Annotated in this window: 22 protein-coding genes; 6 read left to right on the top strand and 16 right to left on the bottom strand. The window is 53.0% G+C overall.

Annotated features, from left to right (window positions below):
- Positions 1 to 336: 336 nt before the first annotated feature.
- The 10 genes from M0644_RS07595 to M0644_RS07550 form a co-directional block, all read right to left on the bottom strand.
- On the bottom strand, positions 337 to 2,544 hold the full coding sequence (locus M0644_RS07595) for a glycosyltransferase family 2 protein (protein ID WP_286625185.1): 2,208 nt from the start codon (positions 2,542 to 2,544) through the stop codon (positions 337 to 339).
- A 3-nt stretch (positions 2,545 to 2,547) separates the two neighbouring features.
- Positions 2,548 to 3,801, bottom strand: a complete 1,254-nt coding sequence (locus M0644_RS07590) for an HlyD family secretion protein (protein ID WP_286625183.1) — start codon at positions 3,799 to 3,801, stop codon at positions 2,548 to 2,550.
- On the bottom strand, positions 3,798 to 4,298 hold the full coding sequence (locus M0644_RS07585; RefSeq protein WP_286625182.1) for a gamma-glutamylcyclotransferase family protein: 501 nt from the start codon (positions 4,296 to 4,298) through the stop codon (positions 3,798 to 3,800). The genes M0644_RS07590 and M0644_RS07585 overlap by 4 nt, the downstream gene beginning before the upstream one ends.
- The gene (locus tag M0644_RS07580; RefSeq protein WP_149819613.1) at positions 4,298 to 4,759 is read right to left on the bottom strand and encodes a tRNA (cytidine(34)-2'-O)-methyltransferase; all 462 of its coding nucleotides are present in this window, start codon (positions 4,757 to 4,759) and stop codon (positions 4,298 to 4,300) included. The genes M0644_RS07585 and M0644_RS07580 overlap by 1 nt, the downstream gene beginning before the upstream one ends.
- 27 nt (positions 4,760 to 4,786) lie before the next feature.
- Positions 4,787 to 5,593 carry an acyl-ACP--UDP-N-acetylglucosamine O-acyltransferase gene (lpxA, locus tag M0644_RS07575; protein ID WP_315863029.1) on the bottom strand — a complete coding sequence of 269 codons (807 nt, stop codon included), beginning with the start codon at positions 5,591 to 5,593 and terminating at the stop codon, positions 4,787 to 4,789.
- A 12-nt stretch (positions 5,594 to 5,605) separates the two neighbouring features.
- Positions 5,606 to 6,067 carry a 3-hydroxyacyl-ACP dehydratase FabZ gene (fabZ, locus tag M0644_RS07570; RefSeq protein WP_286625180.1) on the bottom strand — a complete coding sequence of 154 codons (462 nt, stop codon included), beginning with the start codon at positions 6,065 to 6,067 and terminating at the stop codon, positions 5,606 to 5,608.
- Positions 6,068 to 6,129: 62 nt separating this feature from the next.
- Entirely contained in the window at positions 6,130 to 6,987 is an 858-nt protein-coding gene (gene lpxC / locus M0644_RS07565) for a UDP-3-O-acyl-N-acetylglucosamine deacetylase (RefSeq protein WP_286625179.1), read from the bottom strand.
- 11 nt (positions 6,988 to 6,998) lie between these two features.
- Entirely contained in the window at positions 6,999 to 9,032 is a 2,034-nt protein-coding gene (locus M0644_RS07560; protein WP_286625178.1) for a BamA/TamA family outer membrane protein, read from the bottom strand.
- 118 nt (positions 9,033 to 9,150) lie between these two features.
- Entirely contained in the window at positions 9,151 to 9,732 is a 582-nt protein-coding gene (locus M0644_RS07555; RefSeq protein WP_149819602.1) for a thioredoxin family protein, read from the bottom strand.
- Between the two features lie 182 nt (positions 9,733 to 9,914).
- Complete coding sequence (locus M0644_RS07550; RefSeq protein WP_149819600.1) at positions 9,915 to 10,151, bottom strand: hypothetical protein; 237 nt, start codon at positions 10,149 to 10,151, stop codon at positions 9,915 to 9,917.
- 173 nt (positions 10,152 to 10,324) lie between these two features.
- Between M0644_RS07550 and surE the strand changes: the two genes are divergently transcribed.
- Positions 10,325 to 11,128: a 5'/3'-nucleotidase SurE gene (surE, locus tag M0644_RS07545; protein WP_286625175.1), complete on the top strand. Its 804-nt coding sequence runs from the start codon at positions 10,325 to 10,327 to the stop codon at positions 11,126 to 11,128.
- Here the strand turns inward: surE and xth are convergent.
- A complete protein-coding gene (xth, locus tag M0644_RS07540) occupies positions 11,078 to 11,899 on the bottom strand; it encodes an exodeoxyribonuclease III (protein WP_286625174.1) in 822 nt (273 codons plus the stop codon). The two genes, surE and xth, sit on opposite strands and share 51 nt — an antisense overlap.
- A 102-nt stretch (positions 11,900 to 12,001) precedes the next feature.
- Here xth and M0644_RS07535 point away from each other — a divergent pair, with 102 nt between their 5' ends.
- Positions 12,002 to 13,441 (top strand): DUF3084 domain-containing protein, encoded by a 1,440-nt coding sequence (locus M0644_RS07535; RefSeq protein ID WP_286625173.1) that lies wholly within the window; start codon positions 12,002 to 12,004, stop codon positions 13,439 to 13,441.
- Positions 13,442 to 13,538: 97 nt separating this feature from the next.
- Positions 13,539 to 14,606, top strand: a complete 1,068-nt coding sequence (cax, locus tag M0644_RS07530) for a calcium/proton exchanger (protein ID WP_149819592.1) — start codon at positions 13,539 to 13,541, stop codon at positions 14,604 to 14,606.
- On the opposite strand, the gene M0644_RS07525 is transcribed toward cax, so the two are convergent.
- The gene (locus tag M0644_RS07525) at positions 14,603 to 15,448 is read right to left on the bottom strand and encodes a transglutaminase family protein (protein ID WP_149819589.1); all 846 of its coding nucleotides are present in this window, start codon (positions 15,446 to 15,448) and stop codon (positions 14,603 to 14,605) included. The two genes, cax and M0644_RS07525, sit on opposite strands and share 4 nt — an antisense overlap.
- 244 nt (positions 15,449 to 15,692) lie before the next feature.
- Complete coding sequence (locus M0644_RS07520) at positions 15,693 to 15,998, bottom strand: DUF3155 domain-containing protein (RefSeq protein WP_149819587.1); 306 nt, start codon at positions 15,996 to 15,998, stop codon at positions 15,693 to 15,695.
- 273 nt (positions 15,999 to 16,271) lie between these two features.
- Between M0644_RS07520 and M0644_RS07515 the strand changes: the two genes are divergently transcribed.
- Positions 16,272 to 16,445 carry a hypothetical protein gene (locus tag M0644_RS07515; protein ID WP_149819585.1) on the top strand — a complete coding sequence of 58 codons (174 nt, stop codon included), beginning with the start codon at positions 16,272 to 16,274 and terminating at the stop codon, positions 16,443 to 16,445.
- Entirely contained in the window at positions 16,446 to 17,648 is a 1,203-nt protein-coding gene (locus tag M0644_RS07510) for an anion transporter (protein WP_286625168.1), read from the top strand.
- On the opposite strand, the gene M0644_RS07505 is transcribed toward M0644_RS07510, so the two are convergent.
- Positions 17,645 to 17,923 (bottom strand): hypothetical protein, encoded by a 279-nt coding sequence (locus M0644_RS07505; protein ID WP_149819581.1) that lies wholly within the window; start codon positions 17,921 to 17,923, stop codon positions 17,645 to 17,647. The two genes, M0644_RS07510 and M0644_RS07505, sit on opposite strands and share 4 nt — an antisense overlap.
- A gap of 68 nt (positions 17,924 to 17,991) precedes the next feature.
- On the bottom strand, positions 17,992 to 18,216 hold the full coding sequence (locus M0644_RS07500) for a replication restart DNA helicase PriA (RefSeq protein ID WP_149819579.1): 225 nt from the start codon (positions 18,214 to 18,216) through the stop codon (positions 17,992 to 17,994).
- 432 nt (positions 18,217 to 18,648) lie between these two features.
- On the opposite strand from M0644_RS07500, the gene M0644_RS07495 reads away from it, so the two are divergent.
- Complete coding sequence (locus M0644_RS07495) at positions 18,649 to 20,346, top strand: N-acetylmuramoyl-L-alanine amidase (protein ID WP_286625167.1); 1,698 nt, start codon at positions 18,649 to 18,651, stop codon at positions 20,344 to 20,346.
- Here M0644_RS07495 and rfaE1 read toward each other — a convergent pair.
- Positions 20,343 to 21,365 carry a D-glycero-beta-D-manno-heptose-7-phosphate kinase gene (gene rfaE1, locus M0644_RS07490; RefSeq protein WP_286625165.1) on the bottom strand — a complete coding sequence of 341 codons (1,023 nt, stop codon included), beginning with the start codon at positions 21,363 to 21,365 and terminating at the stop codon, positions 20,343 to 20,345. The two genes, M0644_RS07495 and rfaE1, sit on opposite strands and share 4 nt — an antisense overlap.
- Between the last annotated feature and the right edge of the window lie 111 nt (positions 21,366 to 21,476).

The following is a 21,476-nucleotide window of genomic DNA, read 5'->3' as shown; positions in this document are numbered from 1 at the left end:
CCTCAAAATTACGATCGGGTGAGCAACTCTTTAGATTTCAACTATTTTCAATGCTTTGATCAATGAGTCTTGGATGTAGCAGTGGTGTTAATTGATTTGATGAATAACAACGCTTCTAAATGCAAGATTAATTATCAGCAAAATTTCTGACTGCCTAGAATAATTGCAGCGAATTCGTAGGCTAAAAAATATGGCCGCTTTGGCTTGACAAGAATGGGACAGATGTAATTTTTCACCATGGTGCTAATCCATTTAGGGAACTTACCTCTAGTGTACCCAATGCTTTAGCAAAACTAAGCCTATACCGAAAAATTAAAGCAAAATTTCAACAATAGGCTAGCGACTTTCGGCAAGGGGATGCAGGCGAAAGACACTTTGAATCATTGCCCAAGCGGTCTTAATTTCAGGCACACGAGTTTCATGCCATTGCCCCGGTTGGCAGTAGAGGTAGGGGATCAGGCGACGGTGCTCTGCCAAGGATAGATCCACAAAGCGAATTCGCATTTCGACAGGGTTGCTGCTCGCCCCCTGCTGAAGTTGAATCAGGCGCTCCTGATCGTGCCAGCGCAGCTCTGCCGAGAGCCATAGATCTGCGAGTTCGCTAGGAGGCAAGAGGCGAAATTGGGCACTATAGGTTCGCAATCCCTGCGGCGAAGCATGGTTTTCCTGACAAGTGTCACAGCGGCGGATTTGTAAGCGGGCGCCCTCTTCAGAAATATCCACAGTTTGCCCGACGTAGCGATCGCCCCCAACAATGAGTTCACAGGGTTCAGCCCGCAGAAAGCGAGTAAAACGGCGCTGCGGTACATCAATGGCCACCAGCATACACACCAACAGCAGCGACAGATTATAGATTGACCAGACGATATTTACCGCCAAGCTATCGGGGTTGACAATCGTATCCTGCAGGGGAGAACTGCGCCAGATCAGGCCAACAATCGTCAAAATGGCAATGATCATCAGGGGACGAATCAGCGGCCAGTTGATATTGATGCGATGGGGATCCACCACCCCTTTGGGGGTCACTTTAAAGGTTTTACCCCTCGGACTAATGAGCGTGCGAATCACCGTGATCGCCATCGGAAAGGCAATAATCGTTTCATAGACATCCGACCAAAAAGCGGAGCGGCGACCTTCGGTGAGCCATGAAAAGGCCATGATATTCCCCAGATAGTAGGGAAAGTAAAAGTAAAGAATCTCGTTCACCGTTGCTCGCAAGGGAGCAATACCAAAGAGCAAAAAGGCCAACGGTGCCAAAAGAAAGATCACCCGCGGAATGGAAAGAAACCAGTAGATAATACTCAAGGAATGGGAGAGGCGCTGCGTTAACCGCAGATTAGGGGCAGTGAAAAAGTTTCCCCCCAAAAAGAGCATTTGCAGTGTGCCCTGCCCCCAGCGCAGCCGTTGGTTAATGTAGGCACTAATCGTCTCCGGGGACATACCCGCCGCCAAGGCTTCATTGAGGTATTTGACGCGATAGCCAAGGCTTTGCAGCTTAATGGTTGTCATGTAGTCTTCGGTGATACTGTCTGTGGGAATGCCACCAATTTCATCGAGGGCACTACGGCGAATCACAAAACAGGTACCACAGCAGACAACGGAGTCCCAGTAGTCACGACTGGGCTGAATAAAGCGGAAGAAAAGGGTTTGCTCATTGTTGAGGATGCCCTCAAGGCCGAGATTGACGGCAACGGGGTCTTCATTGAAAAAATGCTGCGGCGTCTGCACCATTGCCGTCTTGGGATCTTGGAAAAAGCCAACGGTGCGGGTGAGGAAGTTGCGGCTGGGGACAAAATCAGCATCAAAGACTGCTATGAGTTCACCACTAAGGGTGGGCAGCGCATGGTTAATGTTCCCTGCTTTGGCATGGCGGTTGTCGGGGCGATCGCGATATTCACAGCCGAGTTCTGCGGCAAGGGCACGCACCGCTGGCCGACGGGTATCATCGAGCAGGTAAACCCGCTTGTTGGGGTAGTCCATGGCTTGGCAGGCAATCACCGAACGCCGCAAAATATCCACCCCTTCGTTGTAGGTCGGCAAGATCACATCTACCCAAGGCAGATACTCACCGCGAATCACCGCTTGACTGAGGCGATCGGCTTCGGGAGCGCGGTCAATGGAGAAAATACAGTGAAAGAAAAAGGCCACACTATTGAAAACCGTCAGCAATTCTGCCAAAAAGAGAACGACGGAGATCGTGCCATTGAGGGGATCATCCAAGTTCAAACTGCCAAAGAAGCGCCACAATTCATAACGGATTCCCAGTAGGGCAATGCCGATGCTGACGATCAGCCGTGACCAAAAAGTGGGTTTAGGGCAGAGTTCCTTAAGAAGAAACGTGATGGCAAGCCACACAAAGGCAGGCAACAGCAGTGCTTCAAGGGTTGTCCCCTGAGGGCGCATGATGGCTTGTCCGCCCTGCCAAAAACCGACAAGATTCGGCAGCAAATCTCGCCAATCGACTTGCCACAGCAGTACCCCTAGAAGGCCGAGAAAGCCTAGGATCAAAAGCCAGCCATCGGCTTGCAACGACTTGAGGCGCATGATTTAGCTTCCAAAGATCACTTCAACACTTTGACCCACACCACAGAAACGCTCAGCGCTTAAGTCTTCAGGTAGGTTGTTCAGTTGAACGTCAACTGCCAGTTCGTTACGTACCAAGTCGGGAGGGGGCACAGCCACATTTTCACCCACTTCGACTTTGCCCGGCCCGCCGCGAATGGCACGGACAATCCCCGTTAGCCGGCGATCGCTCCCATCCAATAAGCGCACTGTTGCTTCCTGACCCACCCGCAGGCGAGGATTATCCCGCTCCGCCACCAAGCCCGTTGCCCAAACATCGCTACAGTCGAGAATTTTAACGATCGGATCCCCTGCGGTCAGGGGAATACCCAAATCCCCTGTTTTGTGGATCACTGACCAAACCACTGCGGTCGTCGGTACTTTCACGGGGGCAAGGCGTTGCAGGGAGAGTTGCTGTTTGATATTGGCAATTTCACGGCGTAACTCGGCAATCGTTGTGGCCACTGCCAAAAGTTCAACATCAATATCAACCAGTTCAGTTTCTAAATCAATGAGGCGGATTTGGGGAAAGCTAAAAGTACGCGAAGCATCCAGTTGCAATCCTTGGCGAGCCGCTTGTAGGGCTGTTTGTTGGCGGCGCAGTTCGGCCTGTTTACTCTCAACAAATTTCGCTGCTTGCTTGGCACGGGAAACGGCTTCATCGGCGAGTTGGCGCGCCACAGCCCCTGTTTCCACTAAGCTGGTATAGCGATCGGCTTCAATGCGGGCAATGGCCAGAGCTTCTTGGGCTTGGCGCAGTTCGCCTAGGGTACGCTGCACTGCCTCTTGGGCAAAGCGAACTTCAAGGGTTTGCTGACTCTGCTGATAGCGATCGAGTTGAGAAATCAGAGCCATACGGCTGTTGCGTTTCTGTTGCAGTCCCCGTTGTTGGGAAAGGGCGACATTGAGTCGAGTTTCAAGGTTCTGGCGATCGGTTTCCAGTTGGGGATTGCGATCGTTGCGAATCGTCCCAATTTCCGTACCGGCACTCAGGAGTTCGCCAGGGCGCAGTGCTCTTAGGGTTAAGGTGCCGGGAATTCTGGCATAGAGGGTAATAATTGTGCCATTGAGGTAGCCGACCCGACTGACCACATTGCGCTGTCGCCACCACAGGACATACACAGCTAAGCCAATGAGTGTCACCCCCAAGCCAATCCGCACTATCCGAAAAATGCGGCGCCGTTTCTCAGTTTGTGGGGGTTTGGTGGCAACTGCACGGGAAGATGATGAGGTATTCATATTCGGTTTTTCCACTCCCCCAACTCAGCAACATACTCAACAGGAAGCCCATGCTCCTTTGCCCCTTGGAGAATTGTCTCTAAATAGTCGGCTGAAGGCCACAGGGTTTCATCAATAAAATCCTCCCCTGCCACATAGGTCAGAGCCGTTATCGCCTGACCCGTGGACGTTATGACTCTAACAAATTCATGGCGGTAATGTCCCCACTTAACACCTTCGTAAAAATCTAAGCGTTCAATGTCTGCTTCTGTGCAGCGATAAATCACACCCCAAACAGAACGGTGAGGATCAGGGACAACATTTGCTTTGCCAGTGCCATCATTACTGCGTTTATTGAACACAAGGCGATAGCCCCGCAGTTCAGCAACTTCAGCAGTGGGGACGGTACCGATGCGACGTTTTTTTTGGGCGGTACAGAGGTTGCTGCCGTAGGCAAAGTACCAGATACAGCCGTTGTCTAAAATATGGGAATCATCAAGGGGGAGTGATTCGGTCATCAAGCAGTTGAGGAATAGAGTTGGCGGTAAACTTCCATGAGGGCGATCGCCACCGAAGCCGAGAGATTCAAACTGCGCACCGCCGGCTGCCACATGGGAATTTTCAAAAAGGCGTCACAGGTCGCTAAGACTTCGGCGGGGATGCCATCGGGTTCGCTGCCAAAGATCAGCCAATCACTCTCAGCAAAGCTAAAGTCCCAGTAAATCTGTTGGGCTGAAGGCTCAAAGGCAATCAGACGCCCCCCGCTATGGGTGGTTTTGAGGAACGTCGGCCAGTCGGGGTGGCAGTGCAAGGTGACATAGGGCCAGTAATCAAGACCAGCTCGCTTGAGGTAGCGATCGCTGAGTTCAAAGCCCAAGGGTTCAATCAGATGCAGTGGTGTGTGGGTGGCAGCACAGGTGCGGGCAATATTGCCTGTATTCGGGGGAATTTGGGGATGGACAAGCACCACAGCAGGCATGGCGTTGAGTCAGTGGCAACTAGAGACTTAATCCGTTGTCGCCCGGCCACTGGGGGTTAAGCCGCGCCGTCCCTCTTCGCGGGCATAGGTTAAAAAGCGCTGTAGATGCTCTAAATGCTCAGAAGGGGGTAGGGTTGCTAATTGGGCGATCGCCTGGGCAAGAGGTAACTCACGACGATAGAGAATCCGAAACGCCTCCTTGAGGTCGCGCATTTCTGCGTCTGTGACGCCTGCCCGCCGCAGTCCCACCTGATTGAGGGCACGAACCCGCGCCGGATGACCTTCCACCAGCATATAGGGGGGCACATCCCGATCTACCCGTGCCATGGCTCCCACCATTGCCAAGCGACCAATATGGACAAACTGATGAATGCCCACCATACCGCCAATGCGGGCCTTTGATTCAATGCAAACATGGCCAGCGATCGAGGCCGCATTCGTAATTACCACCTGATCCTCAATCACACAATCATGGGCCACATGGACATAGGCCAGCAGTAGATTATGGTTACCAATGATCGTGGCATCCCCTTCACCATTGGCGCGGTTAATCGTCACAAACTCGCGAATCGTGTTGTAGTCACCAATGCGCAGGGCACTATTGGCACCCGTATATTTTTGATCCTGAGAAGCCGTGCCGATGATCGCTCCCGGAAAGATACGATTACCTACCCCCACCTCCGTTGGCCCTTCAATAATCACGTGGGCACCAATTTCGGTATGGGCACCAACGCGCACCTGTTCACCAATCACGGCATAGGGGCCGACCCGAACTGTGGGATGTAGCTCGGCACTGGGATGAATGACAGCAGTAGGATGGATCAGTGTTTGCATCATTGATTGTGACTAGTCCACCAGCGAGAACATCATCTCGCCCTCACAGACCAATTGACCATTCACCTCAGCCCGTCCTTGCATTTTGCCGATGCGCTGCTGCTTGACAACAAGAAGCTCGGCCCGCAGGATTAACTGATCGCCGGGGACGACGGGACGGCGAAAGCGCACCTTATCAATGCCCGTAAACACAGAAAGCTTATCCTTTGCCCAGTTCATCTGCATCAGGACAACCCCTCCCACTTGGGCAAGGGCTTCCACAATGAGCACCCCCGGCATAATTGGGCGACCGGGAAAGTGCCCTTGGAAAAAGGGTTCGTTGATCGTGACGTTTTTCAGCCCCACGGCATACTTTTCTGGCACATAGTCAATGATCCGATCCACCAGCAAAAAGGGGTAGCGGTGGGGAAGCAACTGCTGAAGATCGGTAACCGTCAGCACAGTGGTCGGTGGGGAGTCAGTCAACGTTGGCATAGGGGTAGGTGTCGGCTGCAAATCAAAGATATAAACAAATCATAGGGGAGAATGGTTTTCTACTAAACCATCTGTTGGGCGATCGCCCGTGCCAATTGGGTATGCAGATGATGACTCGCCCGATAGGCGACATAATGCGCGATGGGGGGTGTCCCTAGGAGGGCTAAATCTCCCCAAAGATCGAGTAACTTGTGGCGAACGGGTTCATCGGCAAAGCGTAACGGCGGGTTGACCCAACCACTGGCACTGCACACCAGAGCATTCTCTAAACTGCCCCCCTGAATCAGGCCTTGGCTGCGCAGATACTCCACTTGTTCGGCAAAACCAAAGGTACGGGCAGGGGCAACGGCCACCGCTAGTTCTGAAGGGGTAAAGCTACACCACTGGCGACCAATCGCCGCATAGGGGAAGTCAATGCCATAGGTGAGGCGCAGCTCAGGAGCAGGAATGGCACTGACAAAGGCTGCCCCTTCGTAAATGGTGACAGGTTCCTTCAAGATGACTGCTGGCCGAGGAATCTCCTGAGGGACAACACCGACCCTTTGAATGCCTTCTAACCAAGGTTGCGCCGAGCCATCGAGCACCGGCACCTCAGCGCCTGTGATCTCAATCGTGACATTATCAATACCAGCGATCGCCAGCGCTGCCAAGAGATGTTCAACCGTGCGCACACTGGCGCCATTGGCGACCAACTCCGTTGCCAACTGAGTGGATTGAACCGCATCAATCTGAGCAGGAATCACGGGCTGTCCCTCCAGATCAAGGCGCACAAAGTGCCGTCCCGTGTTGGCGGGTGAGGGTTTCAAGGTCACTTCAACTGATTGACCAGAATGCAAACCTACCCCTGACCATTGGGCAGCCTTTCCAAGAGTTTGCTGTGCAGTTGCAGTCGGTGCCGTTGGTACAGAGGTCGTTACCATGGGTATTTCTCCTAGAAGCGTTCGCCAATGCCAAAGCTGAAGGCGCTGCCCCCTTCATTATTCCAGCCAAAGTCAATGCGGATATTGCCTAGGGGGGTATTCACCCGCAGGCCGCCGCCATAGCCTAGCCCCTCGCCGGGTTTACCGCGCACAATCCCCGGCTGACCGGGTACGCTGCGTTGGGTACCGAGCAAACTGGCTCCATCCACAAAGAGGGCGCCACCAACAATATTAAAAATTGGGAACCGATACTCTATTGTCCCTTGCACAAAGGCGCGCCCGGAGCCGATCGCCCCCTCTTCCCAACCGCGCACAGAGTTGGCACCGCCAATCGTAAAGGATTCATAGGGGGGCAAATCACCAAAAATATTGCCCGCTTGGATATTGAAGGCAAGGGTTTGTGGCCCCTCAATCCGCAGAAACTTCACGGGGATATAGAAGCTATAACTGCCCCGCACCCGATTCATGAGAATATTGCCCGCCCCAATGGGAAGCGACTGATCTACCCCCAAACGGATCACTTGGCCACTCGTCGGCCGCAGGGGATCATTACGCAAGTCCCGCAGAATTGCTGCTTGCACCGTAAACAGGTCATTAAAACCACGGCAAACACCATTGTCTGGAAAGGTTAAGCAGTTGCCTAAAGCATCCGTATTAAAGCGGCTAAAACCACTGTCTAGGGAGGTAACCCGCTGATATTGCAGCCCCAAGGAACCGGTCCAAGCGGTGCGTATCTGATCCCGATCCTTCGTAAAGGGTCGCGTAAAGAAGACGGCACTCCCCAAGCGGTTAATCCGCGGAAAGTCACCATTGGCCAAGCGAACATCAATTGGGCCATTGGTGAAGGTGGTGGGCACTGTCAGGCGGTTAAAGGCACTCACGGTATAGGAGGTGCGGTAGGGATCCCCCTTAATCCAAGGATCGGTAAAGTTAATGTCAAAGAGAAACTCCCCTTCAGTCCCCCCTTGGGCTTCAACACCAAATTTCCAGTTGCGACCAAAGAGGTTGTTTTGTTGGAATGCCACTGTGCCAAATAGCCCTGCAGCGGAACTATACCCCGCCCCAGCGGAAATACTGCCCGTATTGCGCTCTCTGATATTGAGAATTAGGTTCACTTTGCGTGGGTCTTGACCCGGTTCAAGGGCAACTTGCACATCTTCAAAGAGTCCCAGTTCAAAGAGGCGTCGCAAATCTGCTTGCACAGTATTTTGGTTGAGGACAACGCCGGGCTGGGTGTCCATTTCACGGCTAATCACAAAGTCACGGGTACGCTGTTTTGTCGGCTCTCCTTCTTTATTAAGGAAACGATAGGTGACCGCTTCAACCACCCCTTCAGCCACCTGCAACGTCACGACGCCATCGGGATCCACTTGGGGCGTGCCAACCACCTGCCCCAAGATATAGCCATTGTCCCTATAGAACCGGTTGATTTGCTCAATGCCAGACTGTAGCTCTCTGAGGTTGAGCGTGCGACCAATTTGCGGGGCAAAAATCTCGTTGACTTTTTCTGGGGTGAGTACCTGATTGCCCGCTACTTGAACGGCTCGCAGTACTGGATAGGGGCGCACGACAAATGTAATCCGCACACCGAGGGGGGTATCGCTGGGGACGGCATTGACATCAGCAAAAAAGCCCGTGGCAAAGATGGCGTTGGTATCCTCTTGTAGTTGCGTGCGGGTGGTGGTACTGCCAGGGCGAGTGCGAATGACTTGATACACCAATTGTTCAAGTTCGGGTGTGGCACCTTCAACCACCACTTCCGCAATCAGAACTTGGGGTTCATCAGCGGGGGGCTGACTCACAGGCGGCGGGGTGGGCGGTGCTGGGGTTGCTGCGGGAGGGCTTTCAGGCGCAGGCTCTACCGCTGGTGGCGTTGGGGATACTGGAGCTTCCGCAGGTTGGTTTTCAGGCGGAGGGGCTTCTTGGCCACGACTGGGACTCAAAGGACCGAGGGCGATCGCCACGGTTGCCATTGCCACTGCTACCGTTTTCAGGGCAGCCCCCATTGGCTGCATTCGCACTGGCGAAAAAAGTTGGTTATTCACTGCTCACACCTAAAAAACAAATCGCGTCAATACAGCCAAACCCATTGGCATTGATATAACAGTAGGTTAACGACTCAAAAGCGGCAATAAAAGTGCCCCTCTCTTTACCTTTCCAACATTAGCCGTAATAGGCGGGTTCATTCCCCGGTTTCCACTTGATATTACAGCCAAGACTCGGTTTTTGATCCTCGCTGGGGGTTTGACCAGCTAACACGGCATCAATGGCTGCACGCAAGTCTTTCCCAGTCACCGGTAAGCCATTCTGGGGGCGGCTATCATCGAGCTGTCCGCGATACACAAGCTTGCGATCGCCATCAAAGAGGAAGAAGTCGGGTGTACAGGCTGCCGTGTAAGCCTTGGCCGTTTCTTGGCTCTCGTCGTAACAAAGCGGAAATGTAAACCCTAGTTCAGTGGCCATCGCCTTCAGGGACTCTGGGGCATCATCGGGATAGTTGGCAGCGTCATTGGCACTAATGGCAACAATTCCTAGGCCAGTGTCTTTGTAGTCGCGCCCCAGCTTCGCCAATTCCTCTTGGACGTGTTTTACATAGGGGCAGTGGCGACAAATAAACATCACCAGTAGGGCTTTCTTATCGGCAAAGCTACTGAGGGAAATCGTTTGCCCACTCACCACATCGGGCAGCTGAAAATCGGGAGCAACAGTACCAAGGGCAAGCATCGTGGACTCTGTCCGCGCCATAAAACCTCCTGAGAACGCTGGCAAGAGTGTTACAAATAGCAATATCGTCCCTAGTGTACTCTGTTGCGATCGTTCCTCAAAGTGGTGAGAGGAGCAACTCCCCTAACCAACGCAAAAAGCAGCAAGATCACTCCTGCTTAGATATCATAGGTTTTAATTTTTGAGCACAGAGAAAAATTGCTTTAGCCAATATAGCTTTGACGGGAGACGTGCTTCTCAAAGGTGGCTTGGGTTTGATGGAGAAGTTGCTCGCGGCTGTCGCTGGTGTGTTTCAGGGCAGGCACCAAATTGCGCGCTTGGAGTGCCATGTGCAGTTGCAAATGGGCAACGTATTCGCTGAGGTCTTCACGGAGTAACGGATGACTTTGATGCACAGACACAGTGTTCTCCTTCAACTGATGGTTCAGTAGGCGTTCCATAGATCCTATCAATCCCTAAAGGCGGTCATGTCAGGAATGGTGCGTTCAAACTGTTCGGCAGGGTGGGGTGCGTCACTTAACCCTTTTAGAGGTTAACATTTCTCAGGGAGGGTGTTGCGATTTGCAATCAACTGTAATGTTTTGCCAATACTTCACGATTCAGGGGGCAGGAAATGCGGTTACTCATTGCCAATGATGATGGGGTCTTTGCCCCCGGCATTCGGACGTTAGCAGATACGCTGGCGATCGCTGGCCATGAAGTCGTGGTTGTGTGTCCGGATCGCGAACGCTCTGCTACAGGGCATAGCCTCACGGTCTTTGATCCGATTCGCGCCGAAGTCGTTAGCGATCGCTTTCACCCTAGTATTAAGGCGTGGGCCTGCTCCGGTACCCCCTCTGACTGTGTCAAACTCGCCCTTGGTGCCCTCCTAGAGGCACCCCCAGATTTTGTCGTTTCTGGGATTAACCAAGGCTCCAACCTCGGCACGGATATTCTTTACTCCGGCACGGTGTCTGCTGCCATGGAGGGGGTGATTGAGGGAATTCCCAGTATTGCCATTAGCCTCACCAGTTTCACAGTTCATGACTTTCAGCCAGCCGCTGACTTTGCCAGTCGTCTGCTCAAGGCACTGGAAACCGCCCCCCTGCCCCCAAAGATGCTCCTCAATGTGAATGTGCCGGCTCTGCCTGCCAGTGAAATTGCTGGCGTTGTCATTACACGACAGGGGATTCGCCGCTACCATGACCTGTTCCAGAAGCGCATTGACCCTCGCGGCAAAACCTACTACTGGCTCGCTGGTGAAGTGGTTGAAGAATATCCCCAAGACCCCAATCAAGCCCCCACGGATGTGGAAGCCATTGCCCAAAATCTGATTAGTATCACACCGCTGACCTTTGATCTCACCTACGGCCAAGGGGTTCAGGATTTAACCGAGTGGCTGCGCCAGCCCACTGTACAGCCCCTTTTCAATCTCTAAAACCACCGGTGCATGGTCACTGGGTTTCGCTAACCGCCGAGGGGCAGTATCAATATAACAGTTGCAGGCACAGGCTTTGATGCCAGGGGTAATGTAGAGGTGATCAATGCGCCAGCCGTGATTGCGGCGAAAGGCATTAGTGCGATAATCCCACCAAGAGTAGTGCCCAGGCGCCTCGGTAAAGTGGCGAAAGGCATCGTGGAAGCCAAGGTCGCGAATGGCCGCTAACAGGTTGCGTTCGGCATCGGTGGCTCCCACTTTTGTGGCGCGATCGCTGGCATCAAAAAGGTCTTTATCTTCTGGGGCAATATTAAAATCACCACAGAGAATCACCTCCCCTTGGGCAGTGAGCTGCTCGAGATAGACATGGAGGGTTTTTAACCAGTGCAGCTTGTAGTGGTATTTCTCACTGTCGTACTCTCCGCCGTTGGGAATATAGACATTTACCAAGGTGACATCAGGGGCTAATTGGGCGCGAATCAGTCGTTTTTGCGTATCCAACTCACTGTGACTGGGTAATTGGGGGGCAAAGCCTGCTTCTACGCCCGCAAGGGGCTGACGACTGAGAATGGCCACCCCGTTGTAGGCCTTTTGGCCACTACAATAAACTTGATAGCCACGATCCAGAAAGGGCTGACGCGGGAACTCAGCATCTGTGACTTTGGTCTCTTGAAGACAGAGATAGTCCACTCCAGTGGTGTCTAACCAGTGGCACACATGGTCAAGGCGGGTGCGAATTGAGTTGACGTTCCAAGTAGCAATTTTTGGCATCGGTTGATTTCAGTCAAAGTGATTTGCCCAAACCGTTATAGGGGGCAGCATCGGCACATACTGTAGAAAGTATAGTTGGGGAGTGGCAGCAGTACCCGAAATATGGCTGGGTATGTTTTGGTCTTGGCCGTGATTATTCTTGGGGGCGCGATCGCGACAGTGGGCGATCGCCTAGGCTCAAAAGTGGGCAAAGCCCGATTGAGCTGGTTTAATTTGCGGCCTCGCCAGACGGCTGTCCTGATTACCATTCTCACAGGCAGCTTAATTTCTGCCTCCACCCTTGCCATCCTCTTTGCCCTCAGCCGTGAATTGCGCGATGGCGTGCTGCGCATTGATACGATTCGCCGTCAACAAGCGGCTGCGGAACAAGAACTCGCCGAAACCCGTGCCCAAAAGGATGAAATTGAGGCGGAACTGGCACAATCCCAAATTGAACTGGCCAACATTCGCCAACGCCTTAGTCAAACCAACCAAGTCCTAGAGCAGGCCGTCAATCGTCAAACCCTCACAGAAGCAGAACTCAAGCAACTTCAAGACCGCTACACCCAAGCCCAAAAAGACCTCGAAAACTTTGAAGCCCAAGGGGCACGCCTGCGGCAAGAAATTCAGCGTTTGCAACGGGAGCGACAAGCCATCCAAGGCCGCCTCGAGGATGTGGCTGGCCAAAAAGCAGCCCTAGAAACCGCCATTCGCACGGCTCAACAGCGCCTTGCCGAGGTGGAAGGTCAAAAGGATCGTCTCCAAGCAGAGATTGATCGCATTCAGGATCAACTGGCCGTTGCCAATCAGCAGCAGCAGGTGTTACGGAATCAACAGCGCACGCTTCAGCAGGAAATTGCTGCCCTTGAGGCCAGTCGCCAACGCCTTGAGGAAAACGTGAGCATCCTTTTGCTAGGATTACGGCGGGGGACGATCGCCATTCGCACGGGGCAAGTCTTGGCCTCTGCGGTGATTCAAAATGTCAAAGATTCGGCTCAAGCCACCCAAGTCATTGAAGAACTCCTGCGGCAAGCGCGGCGCAATGCCATTGTCCTGAATAGTCCCCAAAACGTCAAACCAACGGATCAGGTGATTCAAATTACCACCGAAGACGTGAACCGCCTGCGCAGCCAAATTAGTGATGGCCAGCCCTATGTGGTGCGCATTTTAGCTGCAGCCAATTATCTACAGGGAGAAAGCAATATTCTTGTAGTGCCCCAAGTGGCGCGCAATCAGGAGGTTTTCCGCGAGGGTGAGAATCTGGCTACCATTTCCTTGGATCCGAGCCAGATGACCGATGAGCAAATTTTGCAACGCTTGGATCAGTTGTTTACGGTCAGTAATCAGCGGGCGATCGCCTCTGGCGTGCTCCCAGATCCGGTCACTGGCAGTGTTGGCTCCTTTCGCCAAATTGAGCTGGTGAAATTTGTCCTCGACCTCAAAGATCACCAAGGGACGATTGATATTAGCGCGGTCACCCCCACGTCCGTTTATACCGCTGGCCCTCTCACCCTCTCCCTTGTTGCCCGCCAAAATCAGCGAGTGATCCTGCGCAGTGGTTAGGCATCAGCATCATTGCCCACGAATTGGGCTGGATTCATCAAACCGCAGGCTAGGATAGAGGAGATTTTTCTCCGTTCACCATGTAAGGGGTGCCCCCATGAAGCGACTGGTTTCGATTGGTTTTTTGGTGTTCATTCCCCTCTCCATTGCTGCTGAAAAATTGGAATGGGGCGCCCTCACGGTTTTTGTTTTGGCGGCACTGGCGATCGTGCCCTTGGCGATTTGGTTGAGCACCGCAACGGAGGAGGTGGCTCTGGCCACTGGACCAACCATTGGTGGCCTCTTGAATGCCCTCTTTGGCAATGCAACGGAACTGATTATTGCTATTGTGGCGCTGCAAGCGGGTTTAGTGGATATTGTCAAAGCCAGTATTACGGGCACCCTGATGGCGAACCTTTTGCTGGTGATGGGGTTATCCATGCTGCTGGGGGGCATTCGCTACAAGGAGCAATCCTTTGCCCCAGTGGTGGCACGGGTGAATGCTTCCTCGATGACGGTGGCGATCGCCGCGATTCTCCTACCGGCAATGGTCATTTACACCTCCAGCAGTGTGCCGCCAACCGCAATTTCCAAAATGTCAGTCGTGGCCGCAATCATTCTGATTCTGGTCTATGGACTAACGTTACTCTTTTCTTTGAAAACCCACAGCTATCTTTACGATGTCAGCCAGGTGGAACTGGGGGACGAAGCGGGGCACCATGAAAAGCCGAACCTGCCCCTGTGGATCACGGTTCTAATGATTGCCACGATTGGCGTAGCCTTTGAGTCAGAAATTTTTGTCGGCGCAGTTGAAGCAGCAACGGAGGGCTTGGGTCTAACGCCCCTATTTACTGGGGTCATCCTCTTGCCGTTGGTGGGTGGTGCAGCGGAATATGTGACTGCGGTGGGGGTTGCCCTGAAAAACAATATGGATTTGTCCGTGTCCATCGCCTTGGGTTCATCCCTCTTGGTGGCGCTCTTGGTGGCACCTGTGCTGGTGCTGATTGGCCAGTTTATTGGTCAGCCGATGGATTTAAACTTTAGTCTTTTTGAAGTGGTGACGGTGATTATTGCGGTCGTGATTGCTAATGTGATTAGCCTAGATGGCCGCTCCAACTGGCTAGAGGGGGCGCTGCTGTTGGCCACCTATGGGATTCTCGGCACCGCCTTTTTCTTCCATACTTAGGAGAGGCGCTGAATCTGTAGTTGATAGGTCATGGTTGAGGTCACCCCCTGTCCCCGCAGGGCACCTTGAATGGGGGCAGCATCTGCCGGATCAGCGGCAGCCACAAGGGCAATGTGGCGATCGCTCACCGCTAGGCCGTGGGTGGGATCATAGCCGCGCCAGCCTGCCCCCGGCAAATACACTTCTACCCAAGCATGGAGGTGCCGTTCAGGATTATCCAAGTCTCCTTCCTGATAGCCACTGACAAACCGCGCCGCTAAGCCCACAGCCCGACAGGCATGGATAAACAAGACGGCCGTATCGCGACAGGAACCCATTTGTTTTGCCCAAGTCACACAGGGGGGCCAAGGGGCACCGGTTTCACGAATTTGGTGCTGACAGATACGGTAAATTTTGTTATTGAGGTCACTGAGAAATGTGAGGACACTGCCATCGCCACTGGCTAAAATTTGCCAAGCCAATTCATAGGCAACAGGATCCACTGACGGTGATAGATAGGGATGCAGGCTAGTTGCCAGTCGCTGCGGATAGTTAAAAGGGAGGGTGACTGCCCACGAGTCAAGCAGATAGTTAAAGGGGTTGTCGCAATAGGTTTCTACTTCAGAGGTGACCTGAATCATCAGGGAGGTGGTGGGCTGTGGTGACCACCAGTAGCGTTGAATGTGATTGCCATGGACATCGAGGACAGTACTTTGGCCTTGGGGAGTTGGTAAAATTTGGAGGGAGAGCGATCGCAGGCGTTGGTGGCCATCACTACGCGGGATCAAGCGTAAATCATGGGGGGCAAGGGCAACAGGGGCGCTGTAGGTGTAGGTAGTTTGATGATAAATGCGATATTCCATTTCATATCTAAAAGGAAGCCGCCCGAACCAATAACTGTCCAGGCGGGGTGTGGTGTGAGGAGTGAACGGAAACGTGCGTCTCCGCTATTTCTATTGTAGGGGACAGTTTCCAAATTGCCATAAGTAAATGGCGCAAAAAGATCAAATCTTTAGACCACACCCTAGATCCTCTCACTACCAAAGCAAAAAGAGTCAAGAACAGATCCTGACTCCTCAATAAAACAGACGTTTGTAAAAAAACAGCCTAACGAGTCGTGGCTGCCATTTTCTCTTCTGCAAGTTCCCTTAGGCTAGGGAATAAAAAGTGGTTTTCTTCAACGTACTGCGCACCAAACAAGCCCTTTTCTGCCCAGAAGTAGCGATCGGTGGTGTGCTCATTCCGCTTAACAAGAAGTAAAGCGGGTGGGGTGATCCCCTTGGCTTGAATAAATTTTCGTGCCGCTGTCACAGGTTTATCTTCGCCACTTTCGATGCTATATTGAGGTACGCACTCAAGGATTTTGCGTCCTTCGAGACGCCGCCGGCTCTTCCGCTTCCGTCTTCTGGCCAAGTTGCCTTACCTCCTTTGCCTTCAAAGAACTGTTATTGAGTTTACAAAAGTCGCCCTTTAGTATATCTGGTGTATTCTAGAATTTCAACTTTCCTTAATTTATCGAAACACGATTTATTGACGGGACAACGATCCCCAGCTTAGGATCAACGCTTTGCTGATCCCAGTGCCCCCACTATAGCAAATTGTGCCACTTGAGAAAGTGGTTCCTTCCATTTGCCCCACAGCCAATGGGCTACCCTAGAGAACGACTGTCTAAGCTGCTGAACCCCTATGATGATCCAACGCTTAGTGCAACGGGTGCTCGAAACCCAAGTGTTAACCTCAGCCATTGAAAACCAAATTTCCCAACTGTTGTGGAAGCGGGAATATGACGGTGATGACATGGCGGCTCTTGGGGAATTGCTCGATGCCCTAGAGGCCAAGAAAATTCAAACCCAACAGTAGGTGCTGCGGTCTCTCCTGCAACTTCTGATCCTTGCCCTCAGCTACGGTGCCTTAGCCCTTGGGGGGGTGCCGGGGCTATGTATGAATCGCGCAACGATCGCCCTTGTGAGTGCGGCTCTTTTGATTGCCTTAGGGGCGATTGATCTACCCACTGCATGGCAAGCCATTGATCCCCAAGCCATCGTGTTCTTGCTCAGCATGATGATTGTCAATGCTTATCTGGGCTTGAGCGGCTTTTTTCAAATAGCGATGGTGACGGTGGTGCGCTTTAGTGGCAGTCCCTTGGGGTTGTTGGTGTTTCTCGCTGTGGCGACGGGAATGCTATCGGCGGTCTTTCTGAATGATACCCTTGCCCTTGTGACGACGCCTTTAACCCTGCGCATTACCCATGTCTTGGGCTTAAATCCAGTGCCCTATCTGCTAGCGATCGCAGCGGCAACGAATATCGGTTCTGTAGCCACCCTCAGCGGCAACCCCCAAAATATCCTCGTGGGATCGTTTTCCGAGTTAGGATATCTGCCGTTTGCCCAAGTGATGGTTCCCGTCGCAGTGCTGGGGTTAGGGCTGCAAGTGGTTTGGTTGGGGTGGCTCTATCCGGAGGTGCGATCGCGCCAACCCTGTACATTGGCTACGCTCCAACCGGTGCAGGTGCAAAAAGGGTTACTCCATAAGACACTGATTGTCTCTGGGCTGATGTTTTTGGCCTTTCTGCTCGGCTTTCCCTTGGCAGAATCCTCTCTTTTGGCGGCAGCAGCTTTACTGGTCACCCGTCGGGTGAAGCCAGAGCGCATCCTTGCTCAGGTGGATTGGTCACTATTGGTTCTGTTTGCGGGTCTGTTTATTCTTACCCGCTGTATTCAAAACTTTGATTTATTAGCCGTTTTGCGCCCTTGGGCGAATCAGCCCTTGCCCCTCGTGGTGATTACAGCACTGCTGTCAAATTTAATTTCTAACGTGCCCACGGTGCTGCTGCTCGCACAGTTTATCCCCAAAGGTGCCGATCAACTCTGGTACCTACTGGCAGCCACAAGTACCCTCGCGGGCAATCTTACGCTTTTTGGTGCTGTGGCTAATTTAATTACCGTTGAGGCCGCTGCTAGCTCAGGACAGCGGTTTTCCTTTTGGCAGCACTTGCGCTTTGGTGCACCGCTCACAGTGTTGACGCTGGCAATCGCCTACGTTTGGATCGTGAGTCAGACCTAGGGGCTAAAGGTTGGGGTCGTTGCTCCAGAGGCACTCTCAAAGTAGGCCACATCAGACATAATGACAGGCGCATCGGATTCAGGAATGGGCTGCCCTTGACTGAGATAGCCGACACAGCCATTCATCAGGCTATAGACAAAAATCACACCTCCCGCTGAGATGGCCACGAGGCCACTGGCCAGCAGTAAGGAAAAATCCCGGAGGCGGTAGGCACCGTGGAGGAGTCGCACCGACCACAGCACCAATGCCAGTACCAGTAGAAGTAAGATAGCCATATGTAAACTATCTTAACAACTCTCAGGATTTTCCTCATCAATCTTTAGATTCTTCTAATGAATTCTTGCTAGCACAGTGCCCGTGTTCGCTCTATGGTGCAGGTGAGGTTGGCGCCATACTGACCCACATGAGTAATTTCAGGCGTGTAGGCCTCTAGCACCCGTCCTGTGCGATCGCACATCGTTAGGACGTAATCACAGTGGGGACACTGGGTGTGACTCACGGAGCCATAGCGTTGGCGAAGGGCTAATTTACCACAGTGAGGACAGTGAATCGTTTGCATGGTAACCATAGTTAAATAATCCTTAAATTCTTTTTGATGGACATGAACTTGTGATAAAAGGCGCTGCGCAAACTTGCGTTTCAAAATAACAAGACCAAAGAAATAGTATTGCGCAACATTAAGGCAATTTATGAGAGAGGACATTTTTTATTATGGATGGATTTCCCAGAGATGGCAATGATCCCAATGTTAAAAAATATGCTAATCTAGCGGGGATCAACGAATTCCATAAGTAGCCTAAGAGAAAACTTTTTCTTTTTTCTGAGAAGTGATTGACTTTTATAACACTCCTTTTCACAAGGATTAAACAGAACCACAATAGGCAAAACGGCATCATGGGCACCCCGCATCTTAGAAAAGGGCTGTAATCTGAAGAAAGGATTAAGAAATGTATGAGGGTTGGGGGTAAATAGGTTGAGTTTGAGTTTCTTTGGTGCACTCATGGTGAGTTCACTCCAGCCAGCAACAGCACAGGGTTCGCTACAAGTGGTTTATCCGCCGCGAGAGCACACCACCAGTGCCCCTCAGATTTTCTTTATTGGCACAGCACCGCCACAGGTCGTGGTGACGCTCAATGGTCGAGTGATTGGCGATCGCTCGCCAGCGGGACACTTTGCCCCCAAGCTTCCCCTGCAACCCGGATTGAATCACATCACCCTCCAAGCTGGAGATCAGCGCCTTGACTTTGCCATCACCCGCACGGTGCCCCAAGTACCGACCACCCTACAACCCCTAGAGCCAACAGCCGATTTAGTGCGCCTAGCCAATGAAATTGTTTGCTTTACTGCTGCTGCCCCCAGCGATCGCGCCGTGCAAGTCCAAGTGGGCCAGCGCATTCTGCCCCTAGAACCCCTACCGCCCCAAGTGCAACTGCCCTCTAATCTGGCTGCGCTGATTCATCAAGCGGATGTGGTTACTGCTCGCCCTTCTCTCTATCGCAATTGCCTCCAGCTCACCGAAGTGGGCGACTATGGCCCGATTCAATGGCAATTAGGAAACCAACGCCAACTGGGTGCCCGCATTCGTGTGGCTGAGCCAACGCAATTACCTGTTGTTGAAGTCACCCGCTCCCTTGGGGGGGTGGCACGCACAGGTCCTAGCACTGACTATTCCCGGCTGACGCCCTTGCCAGTGGGAACACGCGCACGGGTACGCGGACAAACGGGGGATTGGCTGCATTTGGACTATGGGGGTTGGATCCGCGCCAATGAAGTGCGGTTCCTCTCCAGTGCTCTGCCGACAACAGCCACCATCCGCAGTATTACCAGCCGTCAGCTTGCGGGTTGGACAGAAATCAGCTTTCCTTTGGATGTGCCCGTACCGATTTCGATTCAGCAGGGCGATCGCCAGTTCACCCTGACGCTCCACAACACGATTCCCCAAACCGACATCATTCGCCTCAATGCCGATCCCGTCATCCAGCGCCTGGACTGGTACCCCCTTGATCAAGACCGGGTGGAGTATCGCTTGACGCTGCATCATCGCCAACAGTGGGGCTATCGCGTGGCCTATGAGGGCAATCGACTAGTGCTGCAACTGCGTCATCCACCCCAACTCCAACGGGGGACACAACCCCTGCGGGGGATTAAAATTCTCCTTGATCCCGGCCATGGCGGGCCTGAGGACTTGGGAGCACGCGGCCCAGATGGTACCCCAGAGAAGGTCGTCACATTGGCACTGGCCCAAAAACTGGCACCCGAGCTAGAACGCCTTGGGGCAACAGTCATTTTGACGCGCACAGAGGATATTGATCTGGACTTGCCCGATCGCTTTCTCGCCATTGAATCAGCCCAACCCACCCTTGCCCTCAGCTTGCACTACAATGCTCTCCCCGATGCTGGCGATGCCCGTAATACCCAAGGAATTGGCACCTTTTGGTATCATCCCCAAAGCCATGACCTTGCCGTTTTCCTAGAGGGGTATCTCAGTCAGCGACTGCGGCGGCAGCAGTATGGTGTGTTTTGGAATAACCTTGCCCTGACTCGTCCGACAATTGCCCCTGCGGTGCTGCTGGAACTGGGCTTTATGATTCACCCTGAAGAGTTTGAGTGGATTGTTAACCCCCAAGCCCAAGCCGAGCTTGCCCATACCTTGGCTCAAGGGATTCTGGAATGGTTGCAGCAGGCGACGCGGGATTAATCTTCCAGCAAATGGTGAAGGGCTGCCGCCATCTCGGCGGTGGATGTGGTGGCTGTGCCAAACTGACGTACGACAATACTGGCAGCCAAATTGCCTAAAACTGCCGCCTCCCAAAGACTGGCACCCGCCACAAGGGCAAGGGTTAAAGCAGCAACAACGGTATCGCCTGCGCCAGTGACATCAAAGACATCCGTACGGTTAAAGGCGGGTAAATGGTAGGGCGCCGCCTCGCGACTAAAGAGACTCATACCAGCATCCCCCCGCGTAATCAGCACATATTTAGCCGCCGTCAACTCCAGCAGGTCTTCCCCAGCTCGCAGTACCTCCGCCTCTGTGCGAATCGGGTAGCCCACCGCTGCCTCTGCTTCTGGCAGGTTTGGCGTAAATAGGAAAGCACCGCGATAGCGAGCTAAATCCCGTTGGGTATCAACAATCGTGCGCTCATGCTCTAGGGCAGCCGCAATCACAGGGGGCGTAAAGACACCATCGCCATAGTCGGAGCAAACCACGGCATCGGCAGTCCCCACCTGCTGACGAATAAAGGCCGCTAGCGCCTCCTGAAGGGCTGGGGCAGGCAGATCATCGGACTTGCGATCCACGCGCACAATTTGCTGCGTCACCGACTGGCGAGCATGGCCAGAAATACGGGTTTTCGTCACGGTGGGGCGATCGCGATCCCTAAAAATTCCTTGGGTATCAATTCCTGCCCTTTGAAAAATCTCACACAGGGCTTGCCCTTGAGAATCCTCACCCACCAGACCCACCGCCTGCACCTGAGCACCCAACTTGGCCAAATTGTAGATGGCATTGGCACCGCCGCCGGGCACTTGGCGGGTAAACTCATGGCGCAAAATCAGAACAGGGGCTTCCCGCGAGAGGCGTTCCACCTGACCCGTGAGGAATTCATCGAGGGTGAGATCCCCCACCACCAGTACCCGTGCTGAGGAAAAGGACTCCAAAAAGTGTAGGAGTCGCCCTTGGGACGATTGCAATTGCTGGCGCAGGTCGGGTGGTAACATTTGGCTTTGCCTCAATTCCCGCTGATCCAGAATACTCCTGTGGGGGGACGTTGATGTGGCAGCAAAGGTTCATAGAGGTGCTATAGTCCAGAGAGAGTGAATAAATGTTAA

This window comes from Thermosynechococcus sp. B1 (assembly GCF_030322985.1).
GTDB lineage: Bacteria > Cyanobacteriota > Cyanobacteriia > Thermosynechococcales > Thermosynechococcaceae > Thermosynechococcus.
The sequence above is the reverse complement of the archived record's forward strand: the minus strand, read 5'-3'. Positions and strand labels throughout refer to the sequence as shown.

What these genes read in the sequence shown, in the direction of transcription:
- M0644_RS07595 (WP_286625185.1), bottom strand. Translation starts at nt 2,544, where the DNA reads ATGCGCCTCAAGTCGTTGCAAGCCGATGGCTGGCTTTTGATCCTAGGC.
- M0644_RS07590 (WP_286625183.1), bottom strand. Translation starts at nt 3,801, where the DNA reads ATGAATACCTCATCATCTTCCCGTGCAGTTGCCACCAAACCCCCACAA.
- M0644_RS07585 (WP_286625182.1), bottom strand. Translation starts at nt 4,298, where the DNA reads ATGACCGAATCACTCCCCCTTGATGATTCCCATATTTTAGACAACGGC.
- M0644_RS07580 (WP_149819613.1), bottom strand. Translation starts at nt 4,759, where the DNA reads ATGCCTGCTGTGGTGCTTGTCCATCCCCAAATTCCCCCGAATACAGGC.
- lpxA (WP_315863029.1), bottom strand. Translation starts at nt 5,593, where the DNA reads ATGCAAACACTGATCCATCCTACTGCTGTCATTCATCCCAGTGCCGAG.
- fabZ (WP_286625180.1), bottom strand. Translation starts at nt 6,067, where the DNA reads ATGCCAACGTTGACTGACTCCCCACCGACCACTGTGCTGACGGTTACC.
- lpxC (WP_286625179.1), bottom strand. Translation starts at nt 6,987, where the DNA reads ATGGTAACGACCTCTGTACCAACGGCACCGACTGCAACTGCACAGCAA.
- M0644_RS07555 (WP_149819602.1), bottom strand. Translation starts at nt 9,732, where the DNA reads ATGGCGCGGACAGAGTCCACGATGCTTGCCCTTGGTACTGTTGCTCCC.
- M0644_RS07550 (WP_149819600.1), bottom strand. Translation starts at nt 10,151, where the DNA reads ATGGAACGCCTACTGAACCATCAGTTGAAGGAGAACACTGTGTCTGTG.
- surE (WP_286625175.1), top strand. Translation starts at nt 10,325, where the DNA reads ATGCGGTTACTCATTGCCAATGATGATGGGGTCTTTGCCCCCGGCATT.
- xth (WP_286625174.1), bottom strand. Translation starts at nt 11,899, where the DNA reads ATGCCAAAAATTGCTACTTGGAACGTCAACTCAATTCGCACCCGCCTT.
- M0644_RS07535 (WP_286625173.1), top strand. Translation starts at nt 12,002, where the DNA reads ATGGCTGGGTATGTTTTGGTCTTGGCCGTGATTATTCTTGGGGGCGCG.
- cax (WP_149819592.1), top strand. Translation starts at nt 13,539, where the DNA reads ATGAAGCGACTGGTTTCGATTGGTTTTTTGGTGTTCATTCCCCTCTCC.
- M0644_RS07525 (WP_149819589.1), bottom strand. Translation starts at nt 15,448, where the DNA reads ATGGAATATCGCATTTATCATCAAACTACCTACACCTACAGCGCCCCT.
- M0644_RS07515 (WP_149819585.1), top strand. Translation starts at nt 16,272, where the DNA reads ATGATGATCCAACGCTTAGTGCAACGGGTGCTCGAAACCCAAGTGTTA.
- M0644_RS07505 (WP_149819581.1), bottom strand. Translation starts at nt 17,923, where the DNA reads ATGGCTATCTTACTTCTACTGGTACTGGCATTGGTGCTGTGGTCGGTG.
- M0644_RS07500 (WP_149819579.1), bottom strand. Translation starts at nt 18,216, where the DNA reads ATGGTTACCATGCAAACGATTCACTGTCCTCACTGTGGTAAATTAGCC.
- M0644_RS07495 (WP_286625167.1), top strand. Translation starts at nt 18,649, where the DNA reads ATGGTGAGTTCACTCCAGCCAGCAACAGCACAGGGTTCGCTACAAGTG.
- rfaE1 (WP_286625165.1), bottom strand. Translation starts at nt 21,365, where the DNA reads ATGTTACCACCCGACCTGCGCCAGCAATTGCAATCGTCCCAAGGGCGA.